We start from the raw sequence: 18,063 nt of genomic DNA, 5'->3' as shown, positions 1-18,063 counted from the left end.
GCTAATGGTAAAATATAGAATGAATGATCATTCATTTTTTGAGGAGGGGAAAGGATGAAGGAAAAGGTCGTAATTGTTACAGGTGGTTCAAGTGGTATGGGTAAATATATGGCGAAGCGTTTTGCTGAGGCGAGTGCTTTTGTTGTTATAACCGGAAGGACAAAGGAGCGCTTAAACGAAGCAAAATTGGAAATAGAAACATTTCCAGGGCAAGTGTTGACGGTTCAAATGGATGTTCGTGAAATAGACCATGTGAAAAATATGGTAGACCAAACACTTAATACCTTTGGAAGAATCGATTATCTTATCAATAATGCAGCTGGAAACTTTATTTGTCCCGCTGAAAAACTTAGCGCAAATGGCTGGAATTCAGTCATCAATATTGTCCTTAATGGAACATTTTATTGTTCTAGCGAAATAGGCAAGTACTGGATCGAAAAGGGGATTAAAGGCAGTATCATCAATATGGTCGCTACATATGCCTGGGATGCAGGTGCTGGCGTCATTCATTCAGCTGCGGCGAAAGCAGGCGTACTATCGATGACAAGAACATTGGCAGTAGAATGGGGAAGGAAATATGGGATAAGAGTAAATGCAATCGCCCCCGGACCGATTGAACGGACAGGTGGAGCCGAGCGGCTATGGGAGTCGGATGCAGCTGCAGAAAGAACGATTAATAGTGTGCCATTAGGAAGACTTGGAAAACCTGAGGAAATTGCTGAATTAGCTTATTTTCTTTTTTCTGAGCATGCGGCTTATATGAATGGTGAATGTATTACTATGGACGGCGGACAATGGTTAAATCAGTATCCGTTCTAGATCATAACCAGCAGGGAGAATTAACTCCATGCTGGTTATTTTTTTTGAAATATTATTCTAATATTTGAAAAATTACCCTTTATAAAAAACTAACGGAAAAACTTAATGAATAGTAGTATACTAAACCTAAGGGGAGTGGACAACTTCTCTTTCATCAATAATTGGTTGACTAGGAGATGTTATTTGTGAGTACATATCGTGTTGAAAAGGATTTCTTGGGAGAAAAGCATGTTCCGATAGAAGCATATTATGGAATACAAACATTAAGAGCTGTTGAGAATTTTCCCATTACAGGATATAAAATAAACAAAGATTTAATTATTGCAATGGCAATTGTAAAGAAAGCTGCTGCGCTTGCAAATTCAAGTATTGGGCGTTTATATAAAGGAAAAGCGGAGGCAATCTGCAAAGCGGCAGATGAAATTATTTCAGGGAAATGGCATGATCACTTCATTGTAGATCCGATCCAAGGCGGAGCGGGAACATCCGTTAATATGAATGCGAATGAAGTTATCGCGAATAGAGGATTAGAGTTCTTGGGGAAGGAAAAGGGTGAATATTTTCATCTGAATCCAAATATTGATGTTAATATGGCCCAATCTACAAACGATGCTTTTCCAACAGCTATTCATCTTTCCGTATATAGAGCAGTAGAAACATTATTAACTACTATGAATGAAATGAAGGAAGCTTTTAACCAAAAGGCTATCGAATTTGATTCGGTAATAAAGATGGGAAGAACTCATTTACAGGATGCAGTTCCCATTCGTCTAGGGCAGGAATTCAGGGCTTATACGAATGTGATTGAACGGGATATTAAGAGAATTGAAAGATCGATGGAGAATTTATTAGAGGTAAATATGGGCGCAACTGCTGTAGGAACAGGGCTGAATGCGGATCCTCTTTATATTGAAAAGGTTGTCCAGTATTTAGCTGAGATATCTGGCATCCCTGTGAAACCAGCTGGAAATCTTGTAGATGCTACACAAAACACAGATACATATACTGAAGTATCATCAGCCCTTAAAATTTGCATGGTTAATATGTCAAAAATCGCAAACGACCTTCGTTTAATGGCTTCTGGGCCGAGAGCAGGCTTGTATGAAATTAACTTGCCTTCACGTCAGCCTGGTTCATCTATTATGCCAGGAAAAGTTAATCCGGTTATGCCTGAAGTTATTAACCAAATTGCTTTCCAAGTAATTGGCAATGATCATACGATCTCTCTTGCGTCTGAAGCTGGTCAATTTGAGTTGAATGTTATGGAGCCAGTATTATTATTTAACTTACTGCAATCCATCTCAATCATGAATAATGGCTTCCGTGTATTTACTGACTTCTGTGTGTCTGGAATAACGGCCAATGCAGACCGCCTTAAAGAATATGTGGAAAAAAGTGTAGGTTTATTAACTGCTGTCAATCCGCATATCGGGTACAATGTCGCTTCTGAAATTGCGAGAGAATCGATCGTAAATGGGAAATCCATTCGTGAATTATGCTTGCAATATGATGTGCTAAGTGAAGAAGAATTAGATCTGATTCTAGATCCATATGAAATGACAAAGCCTGGCATCTCTGGTGCTTCTTTACTTGATAAGTAATGTTATCCCCAATATAATGTAATTAATTTATGATGAAAATACCGATAGGATTATCGGTATTTTTGTCCATTTAAAAAGTATTTAATTAATTAATACTGGAGGGTATGAAAATGGATGCCCTGGAAATATTAACGGATTTGGATCATGTCTTTCCGTATTTTCAGCCGATATTTAGTGCTGATGAACTAAGAGTTGCAGGCTATGAAATACTAGGGAGATATAAAGGGGAAAATGGGATAGTAAGTTTAGGGCCTATTTTTCTAGATGAAAGCATACCTGAAGAATACAGACTGGAAATCGATCATACCGTCTTAAGAAAGGCGTTAGATAAAGCACTTTTAATTGAGGATGATATTCTTCTTTTTATTAATAAAGACGCAGATTTATTAATGTTTGATAATGCTGAATCATTTCTTTCTATTTTGTTTGAATATCAAGAAAAGGGATTAAAGCTAAATCGAATCGTATTAGAATCCACTGAGCGTGTCTACAAGGGCGAAGTAGAACATTTAGATCATCTATTAAATTATATTCGTACTTACGGTATTAAGATTGCCATTGACAATATGGGAAATGAGAGAAGCCATTTAGATCGAATTGGACAAATCTCTCCGAACATTTTAAAGGTTGATCTAAATGAGCTGCGTTCTACTGCTTCTGCACATATACTACATGATATTTTACTTTCTATTTCTTTATTAGCGCGAAAAATTGGGGCTACTTTGCTTTTTAAAAATATTGAAATGGTTTATCAGCTTCAATTTGCGTGGAGAAATGGTGGAAGATATTATCAGGGCTTTTATTTGCAAAAACCTGCAGAGGAGTTTGTAGAACGCGATATTCAGAAGGAGAAATTGAAGGAAAAATGGCATGAATTTATTGCTTACGAAAAGAAAAAACTCGAAGAATTGTATAGTGTAACGGAAAAGTTCAATGAAAAGTTGACTCAGTTTCTGCAAACAAAAAATCGCAGAATGCTCGGATATGAAGATTTAATAAAGGAACTTTCTCTCTCTTTAACGGATGTTGCTTTTCGCTTATATGTATGTGATGAGAATGGAATTCAGAAATCTGCCAACATTTTTAAGGAAGAAAATAATTGGCTGCTTCAGCCGCAATACCTCCAAAAAAACTGGAGCTGGCGTCCCTATTTTTTCGAAAACATTTTGAAAATGAAAAAGGAAAAACGAGGTTTTTTATCTGATTTATACCGAGATATCGAAACAGGGCAAACAATCCGAACTTTTTCGTATCCGCTCAATGCGCTTGATTATATATTTATTGATCTTTCATATGATTTCCTTTATGAACATGAAGGATTACTTTAAAGGCCTCCGAAATGGGGGCCTTTTTCTGTGTAAAAAACTAAATTGTCGTTGGATTCAGCAGAACTTGTCCTTGATGTACGAAGTAATCACCAGCGCAGAGAAATGAAGCCAACGACAAAAACATTCTAGTCTCAAGAATGTTTTTGTCTAAATTTTGTCTGAAAACGACTATATTTTTTAAAATTTAGTACGGAGTTGATATGTGTGATTCACTTCACTTCAATGAGAACCTTTCGCAATTATTATGTAACTATAAAGAACAAAAGGAGGTTGGGTTCAGATGGGAGCTTCAAAACACGATAATAAATTAAAAGTTGAAGAGGAGTCAGAAAAGGGAACAGCCTTATCCGTAACCTTAGTCGGGGCAGTCATTCTAATTACTTATTTAGTACTATTCGGTTTATATATGGGTAGAGTATAGGGGGGGAAAATGATGCATCGTGGAGAAAAAATATGGCTGACATTAAGCTTTGGAATGATAATGGTTTTCATGCTCATTACTGGTTATCAAGCATTTGCCTTGGGGATGGCGCCGCCAAGTCATAATGAAACGATTGATCCGCAAAAGGTGGACCAAACAGCGCCATTTGATCAGCCAGGAATTAAAAAAATTGGTGAAAATGAATATGAAGTAGTTATGACTTTACAAATATTTAGCTTTAATCCAGGCAATATCGAAGTACCTGCTGGATCAACCGTTCATTTCATTATGACTTCTAAAGATGTTGTGCACGGATTCCAAGTTGCCAATACGAATATTAATGCGATGGTAATGCCTGGACATATTCAAAAGATTACACAAAAGTTTGACAAACCAGGTGACTATTTAGTGCTATGTAATGAATACTGTGGTGCCGGCCACCAAGTAATGAGTACTACCATTACAGTTAAATAAAGGGGGGAATTTCAGTGGAAACGGTTATGCAGCAAAAGGGAAAATCAACAGCATTTAAAGATCAGGCAAATAAAGTGCTTGGTGTAAATTTAGCGGACGCAAAAATATCTAAATCATATTTATCTGTTGCATTTATAGCATTACTTCTAGGCGGATTGTTAGGCTTATTGCAAGGATTAAACCGTGCAGGTGTTCTGGAACTGCCTACATGGGCTAATTATTATCAAGTATTAACTGCTCACGGATTACTGCTAGTTGTTGTAATGTCAGCATTCTTTACAATTGGGTATTTTTATGCAGGACTTTCACATACTCTAGGCGGTCTTCTTCCGAAAGTTAGAAAAATGGCATGGATCGGTTTTTGGATGAAGATATTCGGTTTTGTGTTAGTGGTTATACCAATCTTAATGAATGAAGCATCTGTTATGTATACATTCTATCCGCCAATGGCAGCTCATCCAGTCTTTTATTTCGGATTAGTGTTTATTGTCTTAGGTGTGTGGACGCTTGCAGCTGGAGCATTTATCAATGTTGCGAATTGGAGAAAGAACCACAAAGGACAGCATCTTCCAATTCTTGCTTTCTTCGCTACTGGAGTGTTTGTATTATTAGTCGGCGCAACTGCTTTCGTTGCGGTTGAAGTACTGTTTATGATTATTCCATGGTCTCTTGGATGGGTTGATACAATCAATGTTATGGTTGCCCGTACACTATTTTGGGCATTTGGGCACACAGCGGTAAATATTTGGTATTTAACAGCAGTTTCTGCATGGTACGTAATTGTACCTAAGGTTATTGGGGGAACACGCTTTAATGATTATTTAACTCGAGTTGTAGTAATTGCCTTAGTTGTTATGAATATTACAGGTGGTTTCCACCATCAAATTATTGACCCAGGTATTTCAGAATCTGTGAAATATATGCACGTGTTTATGAGCTTAGCAATCGGATTCCCGTCTTTAATGACTGCGTACGCAATGTTTGCGGTTATGGAACGTACTGGAAGAAGAAAAGGCGGAAAAGGACTCTTTGGATGGTTTAAAAAATTACCATGGGGCGACGTCCGTTTCCTGGCACCATTTATCGCAATGGCTGCCTTTGCACCAGCTGGAGCAGGCGGAATTGCACAAACTACTTTCCAATTAGACCAAGTTGTTCATAATACAATGTGGATTGTTGGTCACTTCCACTTAACATTAGGTATGTCTGTAGTGTTGACATTCTTTGGAATTAGTTATTGGTTAATACCGCATTTATCAAAACGAGTATTAACACCGCAAATGAATAAATTAGGTGTTATTCAAACGATTATTTGGACAATTGCCATGATCATCATGTCTGGCTCTATGCACACAGTAGGATTGTTTGGATCACCGCGCAGAACCTCCTTTACAACATATGGTGACTTTTCTACAACATTAGGCTGGGATCCATATATGATACTGATTGGTATTGGTGCGTCACTTCTAATGGTCGCAGTAATTATTCAAGTATATGCAGTCTTTAACCTAATGTTCTTTGCTCCAAAAGGTGAAACAGAATTCCCGATTGCTGAAGCAGAAGAAGGAGAAGCTAGAACCCCATATCTGACAGAGCGTTGGGGCGTTTGGGTAGTCGTTATGATTATCGTTGTAGCCATGGCATATGTTTTACCATTAACAGATATGATTGTTAATGCACCTCCAGGTTCACCACCGTTTAAAACCTGGTGATCTGAAATAGGGATAGCTCATATGTTGGGGCTATCTCTTTTTATTAAAATATATGGGAAGTGATTTCCGTGACCAAAAACCGGCATAATACAATCGCTGCTATTGTTGTATTATTGTTTGGATGTGTGTTGTTTTTTATAGCGACAGATGGATTCCGAGCGTTTACGGCAGAAACCGCGAGAGTGAATCAGCTAGTGAAGGAAAAGCCCGTATTCCCTGATGTCACTTTGGAGGATAACAAAGGACGGAAATATCCAATTTCTGAGTTTGAAGACAAGTATGTATTCATTACGTTTCTTTACACATCTTGTGCAACTGTCTGTCCGCAATTAGAAATGAATATGGCTCAAGTTTATGATTTGCTGCCAAAAAAATATATTGGCGAAGACATTGTGTTTTTGAGTGTTAGCTTTGATCCGACTAGAGATGACCCAGAAACATTAGAAACATACAGAAAGGCTTTTAATAGCGATGGGGAAACTTGGAGGATGGCGAGAATACCTAATCAGGCTGAATTAGACTCATTACTGAAGAAATTTGGCGTTATTGTCATTCCGGATGGACTTGGAAACTTCACTCATAATTCTGCATTTTATTTAGTTGATAAAAAAGGCCGTTTAGTCGATGTTATGGATTATACAAAGATTGAAGAAGCTGCTGCTAAAGTAACAGGCATTCTTGAAAATGAAGCGGGGGTGTAATGTATGACACAAGTTTTCTATGCCTTTCTGTTATATATTTTCCTGATGCTTCCCCCTGTTGCTAATTTAGTGGAGTCAATTATGATTACGCATATGCATATGCAAATGCCGCTGCTCGTTATTTCAGGATTTTTTATGGCGTGCTTTTTCTTAAATCGATTTCCGCGTTTTTTCGAAAAGTGGAATAGCAATGGAATACCAGGCATTATTTTATTCATGATTATCGTTATCTACTGGACAATACCACGAACGATGGACGAAGCTTTAACCCATCAAAGTGTAGAAATTTTCAAATTTATCAGCTTGCCTTTTTTAGCGGGAGTACCACTTAGAGACAGTTGGAAAAAACTAAGTGACACTGGAAAAAACGTCATTATTATCATTTTTACGATAAAGTATTTTGGAATGGGGTTTTTATATATTTGGACTCCTGATCAATTATGCAACAACTATTTATTAATTGACCAATTAACTCTAGGATGGGGATTTTTGACGACAGCAATTGGACTATTAATATATTTAATCTACAAACATTTTGTTGACCCTTCAGAATATGAATAAGAGAAAGAAGGTGGATTTCATTTTCATTAATCAATATAAAGGATACCCATAGTCCAAATGCTTTTTTACAGCTTTGGGTTTTGGGTATTTTTTTGTCTAATGAGGGAGCATTTCGTGTTTTTAAGCTTCTTCCTGTCAGAATCTGCAGTTATTTTACGAATAAAAATATCGTTCTGCCTGTTTGTTTGTTGATAAAATGAGAATTATTAAGAAATGAAGGAGACGATAGAATGATTAGGCTAATCAGTAAGATACTTCCAATTATTATAGCGATAGCTCTCATTTTTCCAACAATAACGAAAGCTGAGAAGAAGTTGTCCAACCGTGAAGATGTTTTTGCTTTTGTACAAGCTGCCTATGAAGCTCAGCTTTCACTTGGAGTTAAACCTAGAACAATGGAGGAAATTGAGAAGATATTGTCTCCATATTTTACTGAAGAAGCAAAAAGGATTTTCTTAGAAGAAAACCTTCTCACTGAAAATAATTTGTTTATTACATATGGAACTGATTTTCCATTTTTTTATATTCCACATTTTACCTATAAGGATGAAACGAAACTAAGCCAGTTCGAAAATGAACAGTATATATTTGAGTTTTTCCCTGAGATGGATGAAGGTCCTGTTTCTTATGAAAGCCACTATGAAGGCTTATTATTAACAAAGAGTGATGGTGGATGGAGAATAGCTGAGTTTTTATATAATAATATTCCGGAAGAGCTAATACAGCCCGAGAAGGAGCAAACACACTCAACAAGCAAAGATCATGTGAACTATTATCAGAAAAAAATAGTCCAATCATCTTTGCAAGTTGGCTTATGCTTGAATCCATTAGAGTTTTTAATTAAATATGGCAGGTTTTGCTCGACTTTATAAAATGAAAAGTGAGCCATCCAATCGAAAAAACGAATGGTTACTCTTTAATGTCTAAAACATCCTTTAACCTTTCTAGATCAAAACCAGTGATTACTTCTTCCCCAATTACGATTGTTGGGGTAGAGAAGGATTGATATTTATTAATTAAATCATTTCTAGCGTTTTGGTCTTTTTTAATATCTTTTGCTGTATAAGAAAAGCCGTATTCACTTAAGAATCTTTTCGTTATTTCGCAAGGCGGGCAATCGGGCTGTGTATAAATGGTAATTTCTTTCATCAATGTTCCCTCACTTTCATTTCTATATTAGTGCAATTGGGAAGTGGATTTCAAACAATTTTGCTTGACGAAATGTGAAGCGTATTTCTTTCAGCTTAAAATTCAGCGGATCAAAAAAGTAAAAAAAACGAGAAAAAAATATTTTTTTCTTGTACATTTGGCTTACATTAATTTATGCTGTTAATATTGGTATGCAAGGGAATGGAATTGAAATTTCTGAATTTAATCATTTAGGATAGAAACATGCCAAAAGAGAAACCTAAATATAGATTTTAGGTTTTTGTGAAAGGAGAGGGAGCATGTCACAGCTTCAAGGGATATTAACACGTTTAAAAAACTTACAGGAACAATCAACAGGCGGAGAGCCGATGCAACGTTTTTTCGAGGTGAACGGCGAGAGAAAATGCCAGGTAACGTATCAGCCAAAAAGTGAAATGTTTGAGCTAGAGGTCTACAATGATAAGGAAAAACCTAAAAGGTATCAATTTGATAATATTGATATGATTACGATAGAAATATTTGATCTAATTCAATAATTCAAATAGAAGGGAGCCAATTGCGGTTCCCTTTTTTATGCTAACGTAACTTTTTAGGAGCAACTAAATGAAAACTGTGTTAAACTAAAATAGAATGATAATAATAATTTGAGGAGTTTCGGCGATGATCAGTCTTCACAGCGGGGAGTTTTTAGAAAATAATATCCGTAATTTTATGATACCTTCGGAACGGGTAGCACATGTTCAAATTGGCAATAATTTAGAGCATGCTCTATTAGTGTTAACAAAAAGCGGCTATACGGCCATTCCTGTACTTGATCCGTATTATAAACTTCATGGCTTAATAAGTACCCCGTTAATTATGGATTCAATTCTAGGCCTTGAGAGAATTGAATTTGAACAGCTGGAAAAAAAGCGCGTAGAAGAAGTAATGAATCGGAAAATTCCAAGATTAAACATTAATTCATCACTCCAGGATTCAGTTGCTTTATTAATCGACAATCCATTCCTTTGTATTGAGAATGAAGATGGTTTTTTTGAAGGAATATTTACACGAAGAACGATAATGATTGAGTTAAATAAACAAATTCGCAAAATTAGTAAAAACTAATGCTCCCTTTTAAGGGAGCTTGATTTTTTTATCAGATCCGTACGTATACTAAAATAATTATGGGGAGCGAAAAGGTTCAAGGAGGAATATTATTGGAACAGGTGATTGAAAAATCTTTCATACATAAGGATAAGAGACAAACGAGACGGCCTCTAGTATTAGCATCAGTCATGCTAGCCATGTTTATGGGAGCGATAGAGGCGACAATTGTTTCTACTGCCATGCCAGTAATTGTGGGGGATCTAGGCGGATTTTCTTTATATAGCTGGGTGTTTTCTGCTTATTTGCTGATGAATGCAGTGACTGTACTTATATATGGGAAGCTATCTGATTTATTTGGAAGAAAACCGATTTTAATTATTGGGATTATCATTTTTTTAATTGGCTCGATTTTATGTGGATTTGCTCAGTCCATGGAAATGCTTATCATTTTTAGATTAATTCAAGGCATCGGCGCAGGTGCTGTTATGCCGATTGCTACAACCATTGTCGGTGATATTTATACGAAGGAAGAAAGAGCCAAGATTCAAGGATATTTGTCAAGTGTATGGGGGATATCTGCCATTATGGGTCCAGCTGTCGGCGGAGTTTTAGTCGAATATGCAAGCTGGCATTATGTATTTTGGATTAACATCCCTCTTGGTATTTTGGCCATTATAGGAATATCAAAATTTCTTCATGAAAACATCGAAAAGAAAAAACCCCAGATTGATTATATCGGTGCCTTGCTGCTGACGGTATCAATTTCATCGTTATTGATTGTCTTAGTAGAGGGAGGAGTGAATTGGCCTTGGACCTCTCCAAAGGCTCTTAGCTTGATAGGCATTAGCTTGCTTGCTTTCCTTTTATTTGTTATTCAAGAAAAAAGAGCACCGGAACCGATGATGCCTTTCAGCATTTGGAAAGAGCGTTCAATCCTAATCGCAAACTTAGCTTCCTTAACGACAGGAGTTATCCTGATAGGAATATCAAGCTTTCTGCCGGCATTCGTACAAGGTGTCATGGAGCGATCGCCCATTGTGGCTGGATTTACGCTTACAACTATGTCAATCGGCTGGCCAATTGCCTCATGGTCGGCAGGTCGACTATTATTAAAGATCGGGTTTAGAAGCACGTCTATTATTGGTGGTTTATCTCTCATATTGGGATGTATTGTATTTGCTACTCTTACCCCTGAGGCAGGACCTCTTTGGGCCGCATGCGGGTCCTTTCTTGTCGGGGTTGGAATGGGGTTAACATTAACAACCTTTATTGTATCTATTCAAAGTACAGTCAGCTGGCATCAAAGAGGTATTGCAACAGCTGCCAATATGTTTATGAGGAATTTAGGAAATACTATTGGAGCTGCCTTGCTTGGCGGAATTTTAAATAATCGAATCATGCATTATTTTAAAGAACAAGGGCAAGGTGCTGGAGAAGAGTTAACGATTGATTCAACGAATATTCTTCTAAATGAAGAGGAAAGAAATAAGCTTGCAGAAGGATTAAAAGCATTGCTTCAAGATGGCCTTACTTTTTCTTTACAAACGGTTTATTATACAGTGCTTATTTTTGCTGTAATCAGCTTTATTCTCGTTATGTTACTGCCAAAGAAAGAACCAGACTCTGCAAAGTAATTGCGGGGTCTTTTTCTAATAAAAAATGATTCTTAACCAACAATGAAACTTTAATCTTTTTAGGTTATAGTAGAAGAAAAAAGAACGGAGTGAACATATGTCATCGCTTTCTGAGTTTCACTTTCTTTCAGTCCTTGCTCAGGAAATGAATATGAGGAAGGCTGCTGAGAGATTATTTGTTTCACAGCCAGCTTTATCTCAACGCTTGCAAACGATTGAAAAGGAGTGGGGGGAAAAATTATTTGTCCGTTCACAAAAAGGTTTGTCTTTAACACCTGCTGGGGAGCTTGTCATTAAATTTATTAATGATGTTATTGTGAAAGAGGAAAAGGTCAGAGAATCGATTCATGCTCTTAATACAGAAGTTCATGGAACTTTGAAGATAGCTGTTGCATCCATAGTAGGGCAAAACTGGCTTCCACAAGTATTAAAGAAATTCGTAACCCGCTATCCTCAAGCAAAGGTTTCTTTACTTACGGGCTGGAGCAGTGAAATATTAAAATCCATTTATGAAGATCAAGTACATATTGGAATCATACGGGGCACACCAGATTGGAAAGGAATAAAAATTCATCTTTTTAAAGACCCTCTATATTTGGTCGACACTGAAATTACATCACCGGAACAAATTTTAAATACAGATCGCCCGTTTATTCAGTTTAAAAGTGATTCTAATTATTTTCAGGAAATTCAAGATTGGTGGCTTCGGACATTCAAGACTGCCCCAAAAAGAACGATAGTAGTTGATCAAATTGAAACATGTAAGCAAATGACATTTAATGGGATTGGTTATGCGATTTTGCCTGCCATTACTTTAAATGGTGCTGAGAAAAACATATTTAAAGTACCGCTGTTGGATGAGCATGACCTTCCTTTAAAAAGAGATACATGGCTGCTTGGCTATGAATCAGCTTTCCAGCTTAAACAAGTGCAGGCCTTTGTTGACTTAATAAAGGAATTTATTGAAGAGGAAGGAAATGAAGACAGAAGCAGTAAGTAGAAGAATTAGGATGAGCATTTTATTTTATTCCTAAGGAATACTTTGGTAAAATTGATAATGAAGCAATCTTCTGTAAGACAGTCTATAAATAATTGATTAAATAATGCCAAAAGAGGGTAAAACATGTAATGGGTTTTATTTCAATAAATTAAATATATAATAATAGGTATTTAATTAAATTAATTACAATTTGATGTTGACCTCAAATCATTAGTCATCTATACTTATAATTGTGAATAAAAGCTTAAATGAGAAACTGATTATTCTATTCTCATTTAATACTTTAATGGAGGGATTACATATGCCTGAACGTATGGTAGGTAAACAAGCACCTAGATTTGAAATGGATGCAGTTCTAGCAAACAAAGAGTTTGGAAAAGTAAGCCTTGAAGAAAATATGAAGAATGATAAGTGGACAGTTCTTTTCTTCTATCCAATGGATTTCACTTTCGTATGTCCAACTGAGATTACTGCATTATCAGATCGTTACGATGAGTTCGAAGATTTGGATGCAGAAGTAATTGGAGTTTCAACAGATACAATACATACACACCTAGCTTGGATCAATACTGACCGCAAGAACAACGGACTTGGCGAGTTGAAATATCCATTAGCTGCTGATACAAATCATGTGGTTTCACGTGATTATGGAGTATTAATTGAAGAAGAAGGAATCGCGCTTCGCGGATTATACATTATTAGCCCAGAGGGTGAATTAATGTATTCTGTTGTTAACCACAACAATATCGGCCGTGACGTGGATGAAACTCTTCGTGTTCTTCAAGCACTTCAAACTGGCGGACTTTGCCCAGCTAACTGGAAGCCAGGACAAAGTACACTAAATGTATAATTAAGAGAATTTTAATGAAAAGGCCTAACTTGATTGTTAGGTCTTTTCTTGAAGTATGATTCGATAAAAGGGGGAAAAACAATGAAGTTACGTGATCAAATGCCTGAGTTAACAGGTGCAACTGAATGGTTAAATGGAGAGGTAACGAAGTCTCAGCTTGTAGGTGAAAAGCCAACATTAATCCATTTTTGGTCTGTTAGCTGTCATCTTTGTAAAGAAGCAATGCCGCATGTAAATAAATTTAGAGATGATTATAAAGATCAGTTAAATGTTGTTGCTGTTCATATGCCTCGTTCTGAAGATGATTTGGATTTAGAATTAATCAAGAAAACAGCAGCTGAGCATGAAATTGTACAGCCAATTTATGTAGATAGTGAGCATAAATTAAATGAGGCATTCGAAAATCAATACGTGCCAGCTTATTATGTGTTTGATAAAGATGGAAACTTGCGTCATTTCCAAGCAGGCGGAAGCGGTATGAAAATGCTTGAGAAGCGTGTCAATCGTGTATTAGATGAAATGAATAAAACAGAATAGTAGAATGGACCGGGCTTATGCTTGGTCTTTTTTTGAGTTTTAAAGCGCTTAACAGCAAACTTGACTAATTTCCAAAGAAAATAATACAATAGATAAATTATAACAATCATGTGTGAAGCAAAAATGAAAATTGTAAAAACCCCTGGAGGAATGAGCTGTGAAAAAGGAATTTGCTGTGATTGGACTTGGACGTTTCGGTGGAAGCATTTGCCGGGCATTGGCAGAAGAAGGAATGGAAGTCATGGCAATAGATGTGAATGAAGATCGCGTAAATGAATTTTCAATGATCGCCTCACATGCAGTAGTTGGAGATACTACCGACGAATCAGTAATTAAAAGTCTTGGCATTCGAAACTTTGATCATGTCATCGTAGCTATTGGTGATAATATACAGGCGAGTATTTTAACAACGTTAATATTAAAAGAACTAGGAGTAACAAAAATAACAGTAAAAGCACAAAATGATTATCATGAGAAAGTATTAAGAAAAATAGGTGCAGATCATGTTGTCCATCCTGAGCGTGATATGGGCAGGCGTATAGCCCATAACATCGTGTCCAATAATGTCCTAGACTATTTGGAGCTCTCAGATGAACATAGTATTGTGGAAATTGTAGCGAACGATAAGCTTAGCGGCCATACTTTAATTGATTTAGATATTCGTGCAAAATATGGAATTAACATAGTCGCCATAAAGAGAAAGAATGATATCATTGTTTCCCCGCTATCACATGAGGTCATTCAGCTTAATGACATATTAATTGTTATTGGAGCAGATGTTGATATTAATCGCTTTGAGAAAAAAGTAATGAGCTAGGAGCTTGTTTTTATCGTGAAAGGGGCTGTCATTCATTTAATGAATGACAGCCCCTTTTATACTTTATACTTCCATAATAATCGGCAAAATCATTGGACGGCGTTTTGTTTTTTCATATAGGAAAGGTGCCAGAGTGTCCGTTATTTCGTTTTTGATTTCTGACCATTGAGTCGTTTTTCGTTCCATTACTTTGTTCAAGTGTTTAGTAATTAATGATTGAGCATCATTAATAAGATCACCTGATTCTCTCATATAGACGAAACCGCGTGAAATGAGATCAGGGCCTGCAGAGATTTTGAAATCCTTCATGTTAATGCTGACAACCACAACTACTAATCCTTCCTCAGAAAGGATTCGGCGATCGCGCAATACGATATTTCCGATATCACCAATTCCGTTTCCATCAATGTAAACGGAGCCTGAAGGAATTTTCCCTGCAATTTGTGCTGAATCTTCACTTAAGGCAAGTACTTCTCCATTATCCATAATAAAGCAGTTTTCATCCATCACACCACAATCTACAGCAAGTTTCGCATGCATTTTTTGCATTCTATATTCACCGTGGATTGGCATAAAGAATTTTGGGTTCATTAGTCGCAGCATTAGCTTTTGCTCTTCTTGACCTCCGTGACCAGAAGTATGAATATTGGAAAGCTTACCGTAAATAACATCTGCCCCAGCACGAGAGAGCATATCAATTGTTCTGCTTACACTAATCGTATTTCCCGGGATTGGTGATGATGAGAAAACAACCGTGTCGCCAGGATTGATTTGAATTTGTCTATGTGTTCCGTTCGCAATTCTGGATAAAGCGGCCATCGGTTCCCCTTGGCTGCCTGTGCATAAAATCGTCACTTGATTGGATGGCAATCGATTTATTTGTTGGGCATCGATAAATGTATCTTTAGGTGCCTGGATATATCCTAGCTCTTGACCAATATTAATTGCAGCTTCCATACTGCGGCCAAAAACAGCAATTTTTCTGCCGTTTAATACTGCAGCTTCCGTTACTTGCTGTAGTCGGTGAATATTAGAGGCAAAGGTAGCAAAGATTACTCGGCCCTCGACTTTGCGAAATATATCATTAATGCTTTCGCCAACACGGCGTTCTGACATGGTAAAATCTTGTATTTCACTATTCGTACTGTCAGATAGCAGACATAGTACCCCTTCTTTACCGATCTCTGCCATTTTAATTAAATTTGCTGGTTCTCCTACTGGCGTAAAATCAAACTTAAAATCACCTGTATGAACGATTTGCCCTGGTGGTGTTTTTACGACAATTCCATAAGAATCGGGAATACTATGGGTTGTTCGAAAAAATGTAACGGACGTTTTTCTAAACTTTATGACATCATCTTCTTTGATTTCATGCATTTTTGTTTGTCGAAGTAATCCGTGCTCTTCTAATTTATTGCGGAGTAAACCAAGCGCCAGCTTGCCGCCATAAATAGGAATGTTTACTTCTCTCAATAAATAGGGGATTCCGCCAATATGGTCTTCATGTCCGTGCGTGATAAAAAGACCTTTAATTTTGTCTTCATTTTTAACTAAATACGAATAATCAGGTATGACATAATCAATCCCAAGAAGTTCGTCTTCAGGAAATTTTATTCCTGCATCAATTAAGATGATTTCATCCTGGAATTGAACAGCATACGTGTTCTTTCCGATTTCTCCTAGTCCTCCTAGGGCGAAAACAGCTGTTTGATCATTTTTTACAAATTTCATAATTTATTCTATCTCCAATACTTTAAAGTCTTCACTTTGTTTTTCAAATTCTAAAAAATGTCCCTCTAATACAGTGATGAACTCAATGTTGTAAGGTTTATCTGCTAATTTAAGGCGAATATCTCTTTCAGCTTCTCCTTCAACATAAATAATTTGCGTTTTTTCACGAACAGGTACCTCATTTTTTGATTCTTGATAATAAACCTTAAATATCATTTGAATTCTCTCCTTCATCCGAATAACTTTTTCTATTATATATAAAAATTAACATGAATTACATGTTTTTTCTTATTTAAGAATTAATTTATATGTAAATGTTTTTTTATAATATAGATACCCATATTACGATAAGGAACGAGCCCTTCGCAAGATTGAAGGGCTCAAAAGGGATTTTAAGCAATATTAGTTTTCTTCCGCAGCATATCTCTCCACTGTTTTAAAAGCTTTTTTCTTAGCTTCCTTAACATTGTGGATCAACTCCTTACTTTCTATTTTAAACTATCCTTGTCCAAAGTAAAGTAATCAAAGATGTATTAAAAAGATTTAGTATTAATTTATTATATGTCAAAAACAGCTTATCTCTCATGGGTAATTTTGGATAGCTCATGAATATTTGAACATTTCTTTAGTGAAACTCCTTGATTGACAATTTTGAAAAACGGGTTTAGTGTTTTATTACGCAAATCGAAATTTATTGTAAATTAGTTTTGAGGTAAGGATGAGGAAAATGGGGAAACTATACAGTGCATTAGCAATTTTAAGCATTATTTGGGGAACATCATTTTTATTTGTTACACTATTGCTGGAGGATTTGGGACCTGCTGGGGTTGTTTTTGGCAGATGCCTTTTTGGTTTTTTAATGCTGGCTATTTTCACGTTAGTAAAACGTGAAAAAATCCATTACAAAGATCTTCCGTTAAAAAAGCTTTTTTTAGTTGGAATATTAAATAATGCATTGCCATGGCTGCTTATATCTATGGGTCAGACGAAAATCTCGTCAAGTTTAGCTTCCATTATTAATGCCACAACACCTATTTGGACACTTCTTATCGGCACACTATTTTTCTCAACCGTTTTGAGAAAAAATCAATGGATCGGTATTGGTCTGGGTTTTATTGGAATATTTGTCATTTCTGATCTAAAGTCTGGGGATTTTCTTTCTGGTCATTTCTCGGGAATCCTGTTTTTATTAGGTGCGACTATTTGTTATGGTGCAGGCACACAGCTGACAAAGAAATATTTAGGGCAAGTCTCGACTTTGCATATATCGTTATTTACCCTCTTTTTTGCTTCATTGATAAGCTTTTTCGTTATGTTAGTTTCATCGCCGGAATCCATCGTTGCCTTTGCGGAATGGCATGTTATTTTCTCACTGCTCGGGTTAGGTTCATTAGGCTCGGGGGTTGCCTACCTCATATATTATTATTTAATTAAAAAGGGAGGTCCGGAATTTGCCTCCTTAGTAACCTATCTAGTGCCAGGATCGGCCATATTGTGGGGAGCTTTCATATTGGGAGAAAGTATTCATTTTTCAATGATTGTAGGCTTGCTTATCATTTTTCTTGGTGTGTATATCACTTCTAATAAAGAAAAACGAAAACGAGGTAAAGCTGCAGCTTAGTATGTTTAGAAGGGAAAG

General features: G+C 36.5%; 20 protein-coding genes. 17 read left to right on the top strand and 3 right to left on the bottom strand.

From position 1 onward, the window contains the following. The first annotated feature begins 54 nt into the window (after positions 1-54). The 9 genes from fadH to AR328_RS03315 all read left to right on the top strand — a co-directional run bounded on the left by fadH (position 55) and on the right by AR328_RS03315 (position 8,489). Positions 55-819 carry a 2,4-dienoyl-CoA reductase gene (fadH, locus tag AR328_RS03350; protein ID WP_066289713.1) on the top strand — a complete coding sequence of 255 codons (765 nt, stop codon included), beginning with the start codon at positions 55-57 and terminating at the stop codon, positions 817-819. 185 nt (positions 820-1,004) lie between these two features. Beyond that, the gene (gene aspA, locus AR328_RS03345; protein WP_442854421.1) at positions 1,005-2,420 is read left to right on the top strand and encodes an aspartate ammonia-lyase; all 1,416 of its coding nucleotides are present in this window, start codon (positions 1,005-1,007) and stop codon (positions 2,418-2,420) included. 110 nt (positions 2,421-2,530) lie between these two features. Beyond that, positions 2,531-3,748, top strand: coding sequence for an EAL domain-containing protein (locus AR328_RS03340; RefSeq protein WP_066289709.1), 1,218 nt, complete (start codon positions 2,531-2,533; stop codon positions 3,746-3,748). A gap of 280 nt (positions 3,749-4,028) precedes the next feature. After that, on the top strand, positions 4,029-4,169 hold the full coding sequence (locus AR328_RS22460) for a cytochrome c oxidase subunit 2A (protein WP_156422633.1): 141 nt from the start codon (positions 4,029-4,031) through the stop codon (positions 4,167-4,169). A 9-nt stretch (positions 4,170-4,178) separates the two neighbouring features. Then, a complete protein-coding gene (locus AR328_RS03335) occupies positions 4,179-4,643 on the top strand; it encodes a cytochrome c oxidase subunit II (protein WP_066289703.1) in 465 nt (154 codons plus the stop codon). A gap of 26 nt (positions 4,644-4,669) precedes the next feature. Next, on the top strand, positions 4,670-6,355 hold the full coding sequence (locus AR328_RS03330) for a cbb3-type cytochrome c oxidase subunit I (RefSeq protein WP_197414411.1): 1,686 nt from the start codon (positions 4,670-4,672) through the stop codon (positions 6,353-6,355). Between the two features lie 68 nt (positions 6,356-6,423). Further along, positions 6,424-7,056, top strand: a complete 633-nt coding sequence (locus tag AR328_RS03325; protein WP_066289694.1) for an SCO family protein — start codon at positions 6,424-6,426, stop codon at positions 7,054-7,056. A gap of 3 nt (positions 7,057-7,059) precedes the next feature. Then, positions 7,060-7,617, top strand: coding sequence for a hypothetical protein (locus AR328_RS03320; protein ID WP_066289688.1), 558 nt, complete (start codon positions 7,060-7,062; stop codon positions 7,615-7,617). Positions 7,618-7,847: 230 nt separating this feature from the next. After that, positions 7,848-8,489, top strand: a complete 642-nt coding sequence (locus AR328_RS03315; protein WP_066289683.1) for a DUF3993 domain-containing protein — start codon at positions 7,848-7,850, stop codon at positions 8,487-8,489. A 37-nt stretch (positions 8,490-8,526) separates the two neighbouring features. On the opposite strand, the gene AR328_RS03310 is transcribed toward AR328_RS03315, so the two are convergent. After that, complete coding sequence (locus AR328_RS03310) at positions 8,527-8,766, bottom strand: glutaredoxin family protein (RefSeq protein WP_066289679.1); 240 nt, start codon at positions 8,764-8,766, stop codon at positions 8,527-8,529. A gap of 299 nt (positions 8,767-9,065) precedes the next feature. Here AR328_RS03310 and AR328_RS03305 point away from each other — a divergent pair, with 299 nt between their 5' ends. From AR328_RS03305 to AR328_RS03275, 7 genes are all read left to right on the top strand, one after another. Beyond that, complete coding sequence (locus tag AR328_RS03305) at positions 9,066-9,302, top strand: YkuJ family protein (protein ID WP_066289674.1); 237 nt, start codon at positions 9,066-9,068, stop codon at positions 9,300-9,302. A 124-nt stretch (positions 9,303-9,426) separates the two neighbouring features. Continuing rightward, complete coding sequence (gene cbpB / locus AR328_RS03300) at positions 9,427-9,873, top strand: cyclic-di-AMP-binding protein CbpB (RefSeq protein WP_066289671.1); 447 nt, start codon at positions 9,427-9,429, stop codon at positions 9,871-9,873. 170 nt (positions 9,874-10,043) lie between these two features. After that, positions 10,044-11,489: an MDR family MFS transporter gene (locus AR328_RS03295; protein WP_231734754.1), complete on the top strand. Its 1,446-nt coding sequence runs from the start codon at positions 10,044-10,046 to the stop codon at positions 11,487-11,489. A 97-nt stretch (positions 11,490-11,586) separates the two neighbouring features. After that, entirely contained in the window at positions 11,587-12,489 is a 903-nt protein-coding gene (locus AR328_RS03290) for a LysR family transcriptional regulator (RefSeq protein ID WP_066289667.1), read from the top strand. Positions 12,490-12,790: 301 nt separating this feature from the next. Further along, a complete protein-coding gene (locus tag AR328_RS03285) occupies positions 12,791-13,339 on the top strand; it encodes a peroxiredoxin (RefSeq protein WP_066289664.1) in 549 nt (182 codons plus the stop codon). A gap of 81 nt (positions 13,340-13,420) precedes the next feature. Further along, positions 13,421-13,876, top strand: coding sequence for a TlpA family protein disulfide reductase (locus AR328_RS03280; protein WP_066289662.1), 456 nt, complete (start codon positions 13,421-13,423; stop codon positions 13,874-13,876). A 157-nt stretch (positions 13,877-14,033) separates the two neighbouring features. Further along, positions 14,034-14,693 carry a potassium channel family protein gene (locus AR328_RS03275; protein ID WP_066289660.1) on the top strand — a complete coding sequence of 220 codons (660 nt, stop codon included), beginning with the start codon at positions 14,034-14,036 and terminating at the stop codon, positions 14,691-14,693. Between the two features lie 63 nt (positions 14,694-14,756). Here the strand turns inward: AR328_RS03275 and rnjA are convergent, their stop codons facing one another. Continuing rightward, the gene (gene rnjA / locus AR328_RS03270; protein ID WP_066289658.1) at positions 14,757-16,424 is read right to left on the bottom strand and encodes a ribonuclease J1; all 1,668 of its coding nucleotides are present in this window, start codon (positions 16,422-16,424) and stop codon (positions 14,757-14,759) included. A 3-nt stretch (positions 16,425-16,427) separates the two neighbouring features. Next, the gene (locus AR328_RS03265) at positions 16,428-16,640 is read right to left on the bottom strand and encodes a DNA-dependent RNA polymerase subunit epsilon (RefSeq protein ID WP_066289655.1); all 213 of its coding nucleotides are present in this window, start codon (positions 16,638-16,640) and stop codon (positions 16,428-16,430) included. 511 nt (positions 16,641-17,151) lie between these two features. On the opposite strand from AR328_RS03265, the gene AR328_RS03260 reads away from it, so the two are divergent. Next, the gene (locus AR328_RS03260; RefSeq protein WP_066289652.1) at positions 17,152-18,045 is read left to right on the top strand and encodes a DMT family transporter; all 894 of its coding nucleotides are present in this window, start codon (positions 17,152-17,154) and stop codon (positions 18,043-18,045) included. The last annotated feature ends 18 nt before the right edge of the window (positions 18,046-18,063 follow it).

It is taken from the genome of Bacillus sp. FJAT-29937 (assembly GCF_001509555.1).
Taxonomy (GTDB): domain Bacteria; phylum Bacillota; class Bacilli; order Bacillales; family Cytobacillaceae; genus Cytobacillus.
The sequence above is the reverse complement of the archived record's forward strand: the minus strand, read 5'-3'. Positions and strand labels throughout refer to the sequence as shown.

Coding starts and splice junctions, on each gene's coding strand:
- fadH (WP_066289713.1), top strand. CDS start 55: ATGAAGGAAAAGGTCGTAATTGTTACAGGTGGTTCAAGTGGTATGGGT.
- AR328_RS03340 (WP_066289709.1), top strand. CDS start 2,531: ATGGATGCCCTGGAAATATTAACGGATTTGGATCATGTCTTTCCGTAT.
- AR328_RS22460 (WP_156422633.1), top strand. CDS start 4,029: ATGGGAGCTTCAAAACACGATAATAAATTAAAAGTTGAAGAGGAGTCA.
- AR328_RS03335 (WP_066289703.1), top strand. CDS start 4,179: ATGATGCATCGTGGAGAAAAAATATGGCTGACATTAAGCTTTGGAATG.
- AR328_RS03330 (WP_197414411.1), top strand. CDS start 4,670: ATGCAGCAAAAGGGAAAATCAACAGCATTTAAAGATCAGGCAAATAAA.
- AR328_RS03320 (WP_066289688.1), top strand. CDS start 7,060: ATGACACAAGTTTTCTATGCCTTTCTGTTATATATTTTCCTGATGCTT.
- AR328_RS03315 (WP_066289683.1), top strand. CDS start 7,848: ATGATTAGGCTAATCAGTAAGATACTTCCAATTATTATAGCGATAGCT.
- AR328_RS03310 (WP_066289679.1), bottom strand. CDS start 8,766: ATGAAAGAAATTACCATTTATACACAGCCCGATTGCCCGCCTTGCGAA.
- AR328_RS03305 (WP_066289674.1), top strand. CDS start 9,066: ATGTCACAGCTTCAAGGGATATTAACACGTTTAAAAAACTTACAGGAA.
- cbpB (WP_066289671.1), top strand. CDS start 9,427: ATGATCAGTCTTCACAGCGGGGAGTTTTTAGAAAATAATATCCGTAAT.
- AR328_RS03295 (WP_231734754.1), top strand. CDS start 10,044: ATGCTAGCCATGTTTATGGGAGCGATAGAGGCGACAATTGTTTCTACT.
- AR328_RS03290 (WP_066289667.1), top strand. CDS start 11,587: ATGTCATCGCTTTCTGAGTTTCACTTTCTTTCAGTCCTTGCTCAGGAA.
- AR328_RS03285 (WP_066289664.1), top strand. CDS start 12,791: ATGCCTGAACGTATGGTAGGTAAACAAGCACCTAGATTTGAAATGGAT.
- AR328_RS03280 (WP_066289662.1), top strand. CDS start 13,421: ATGAAGTTACGTGATCAAATGCCTGAGTTAACAGGTGCAACTGAATGG.
- rnjA (WP_066289658.1), bottom strand. CDS start 16,424: ATGAAATTTGTAAAAAATGATCAAACAGCTGTTTTCGCCCTAGGAGGA.
- AR328_RS03265 (WP_066289655.1), bottom strand. CDS start 16,640: ATGATATTTAAGGTTTATTATCAAGAATCAAAAAATGAGGTACCTGTT.
- AR328_RS03260 (WP_066289652.1), top strand. CDS start 17,152: ATGGGGAAACTATACAGTGCATTAGCAATTTTAAGCATTATTTGGGGA.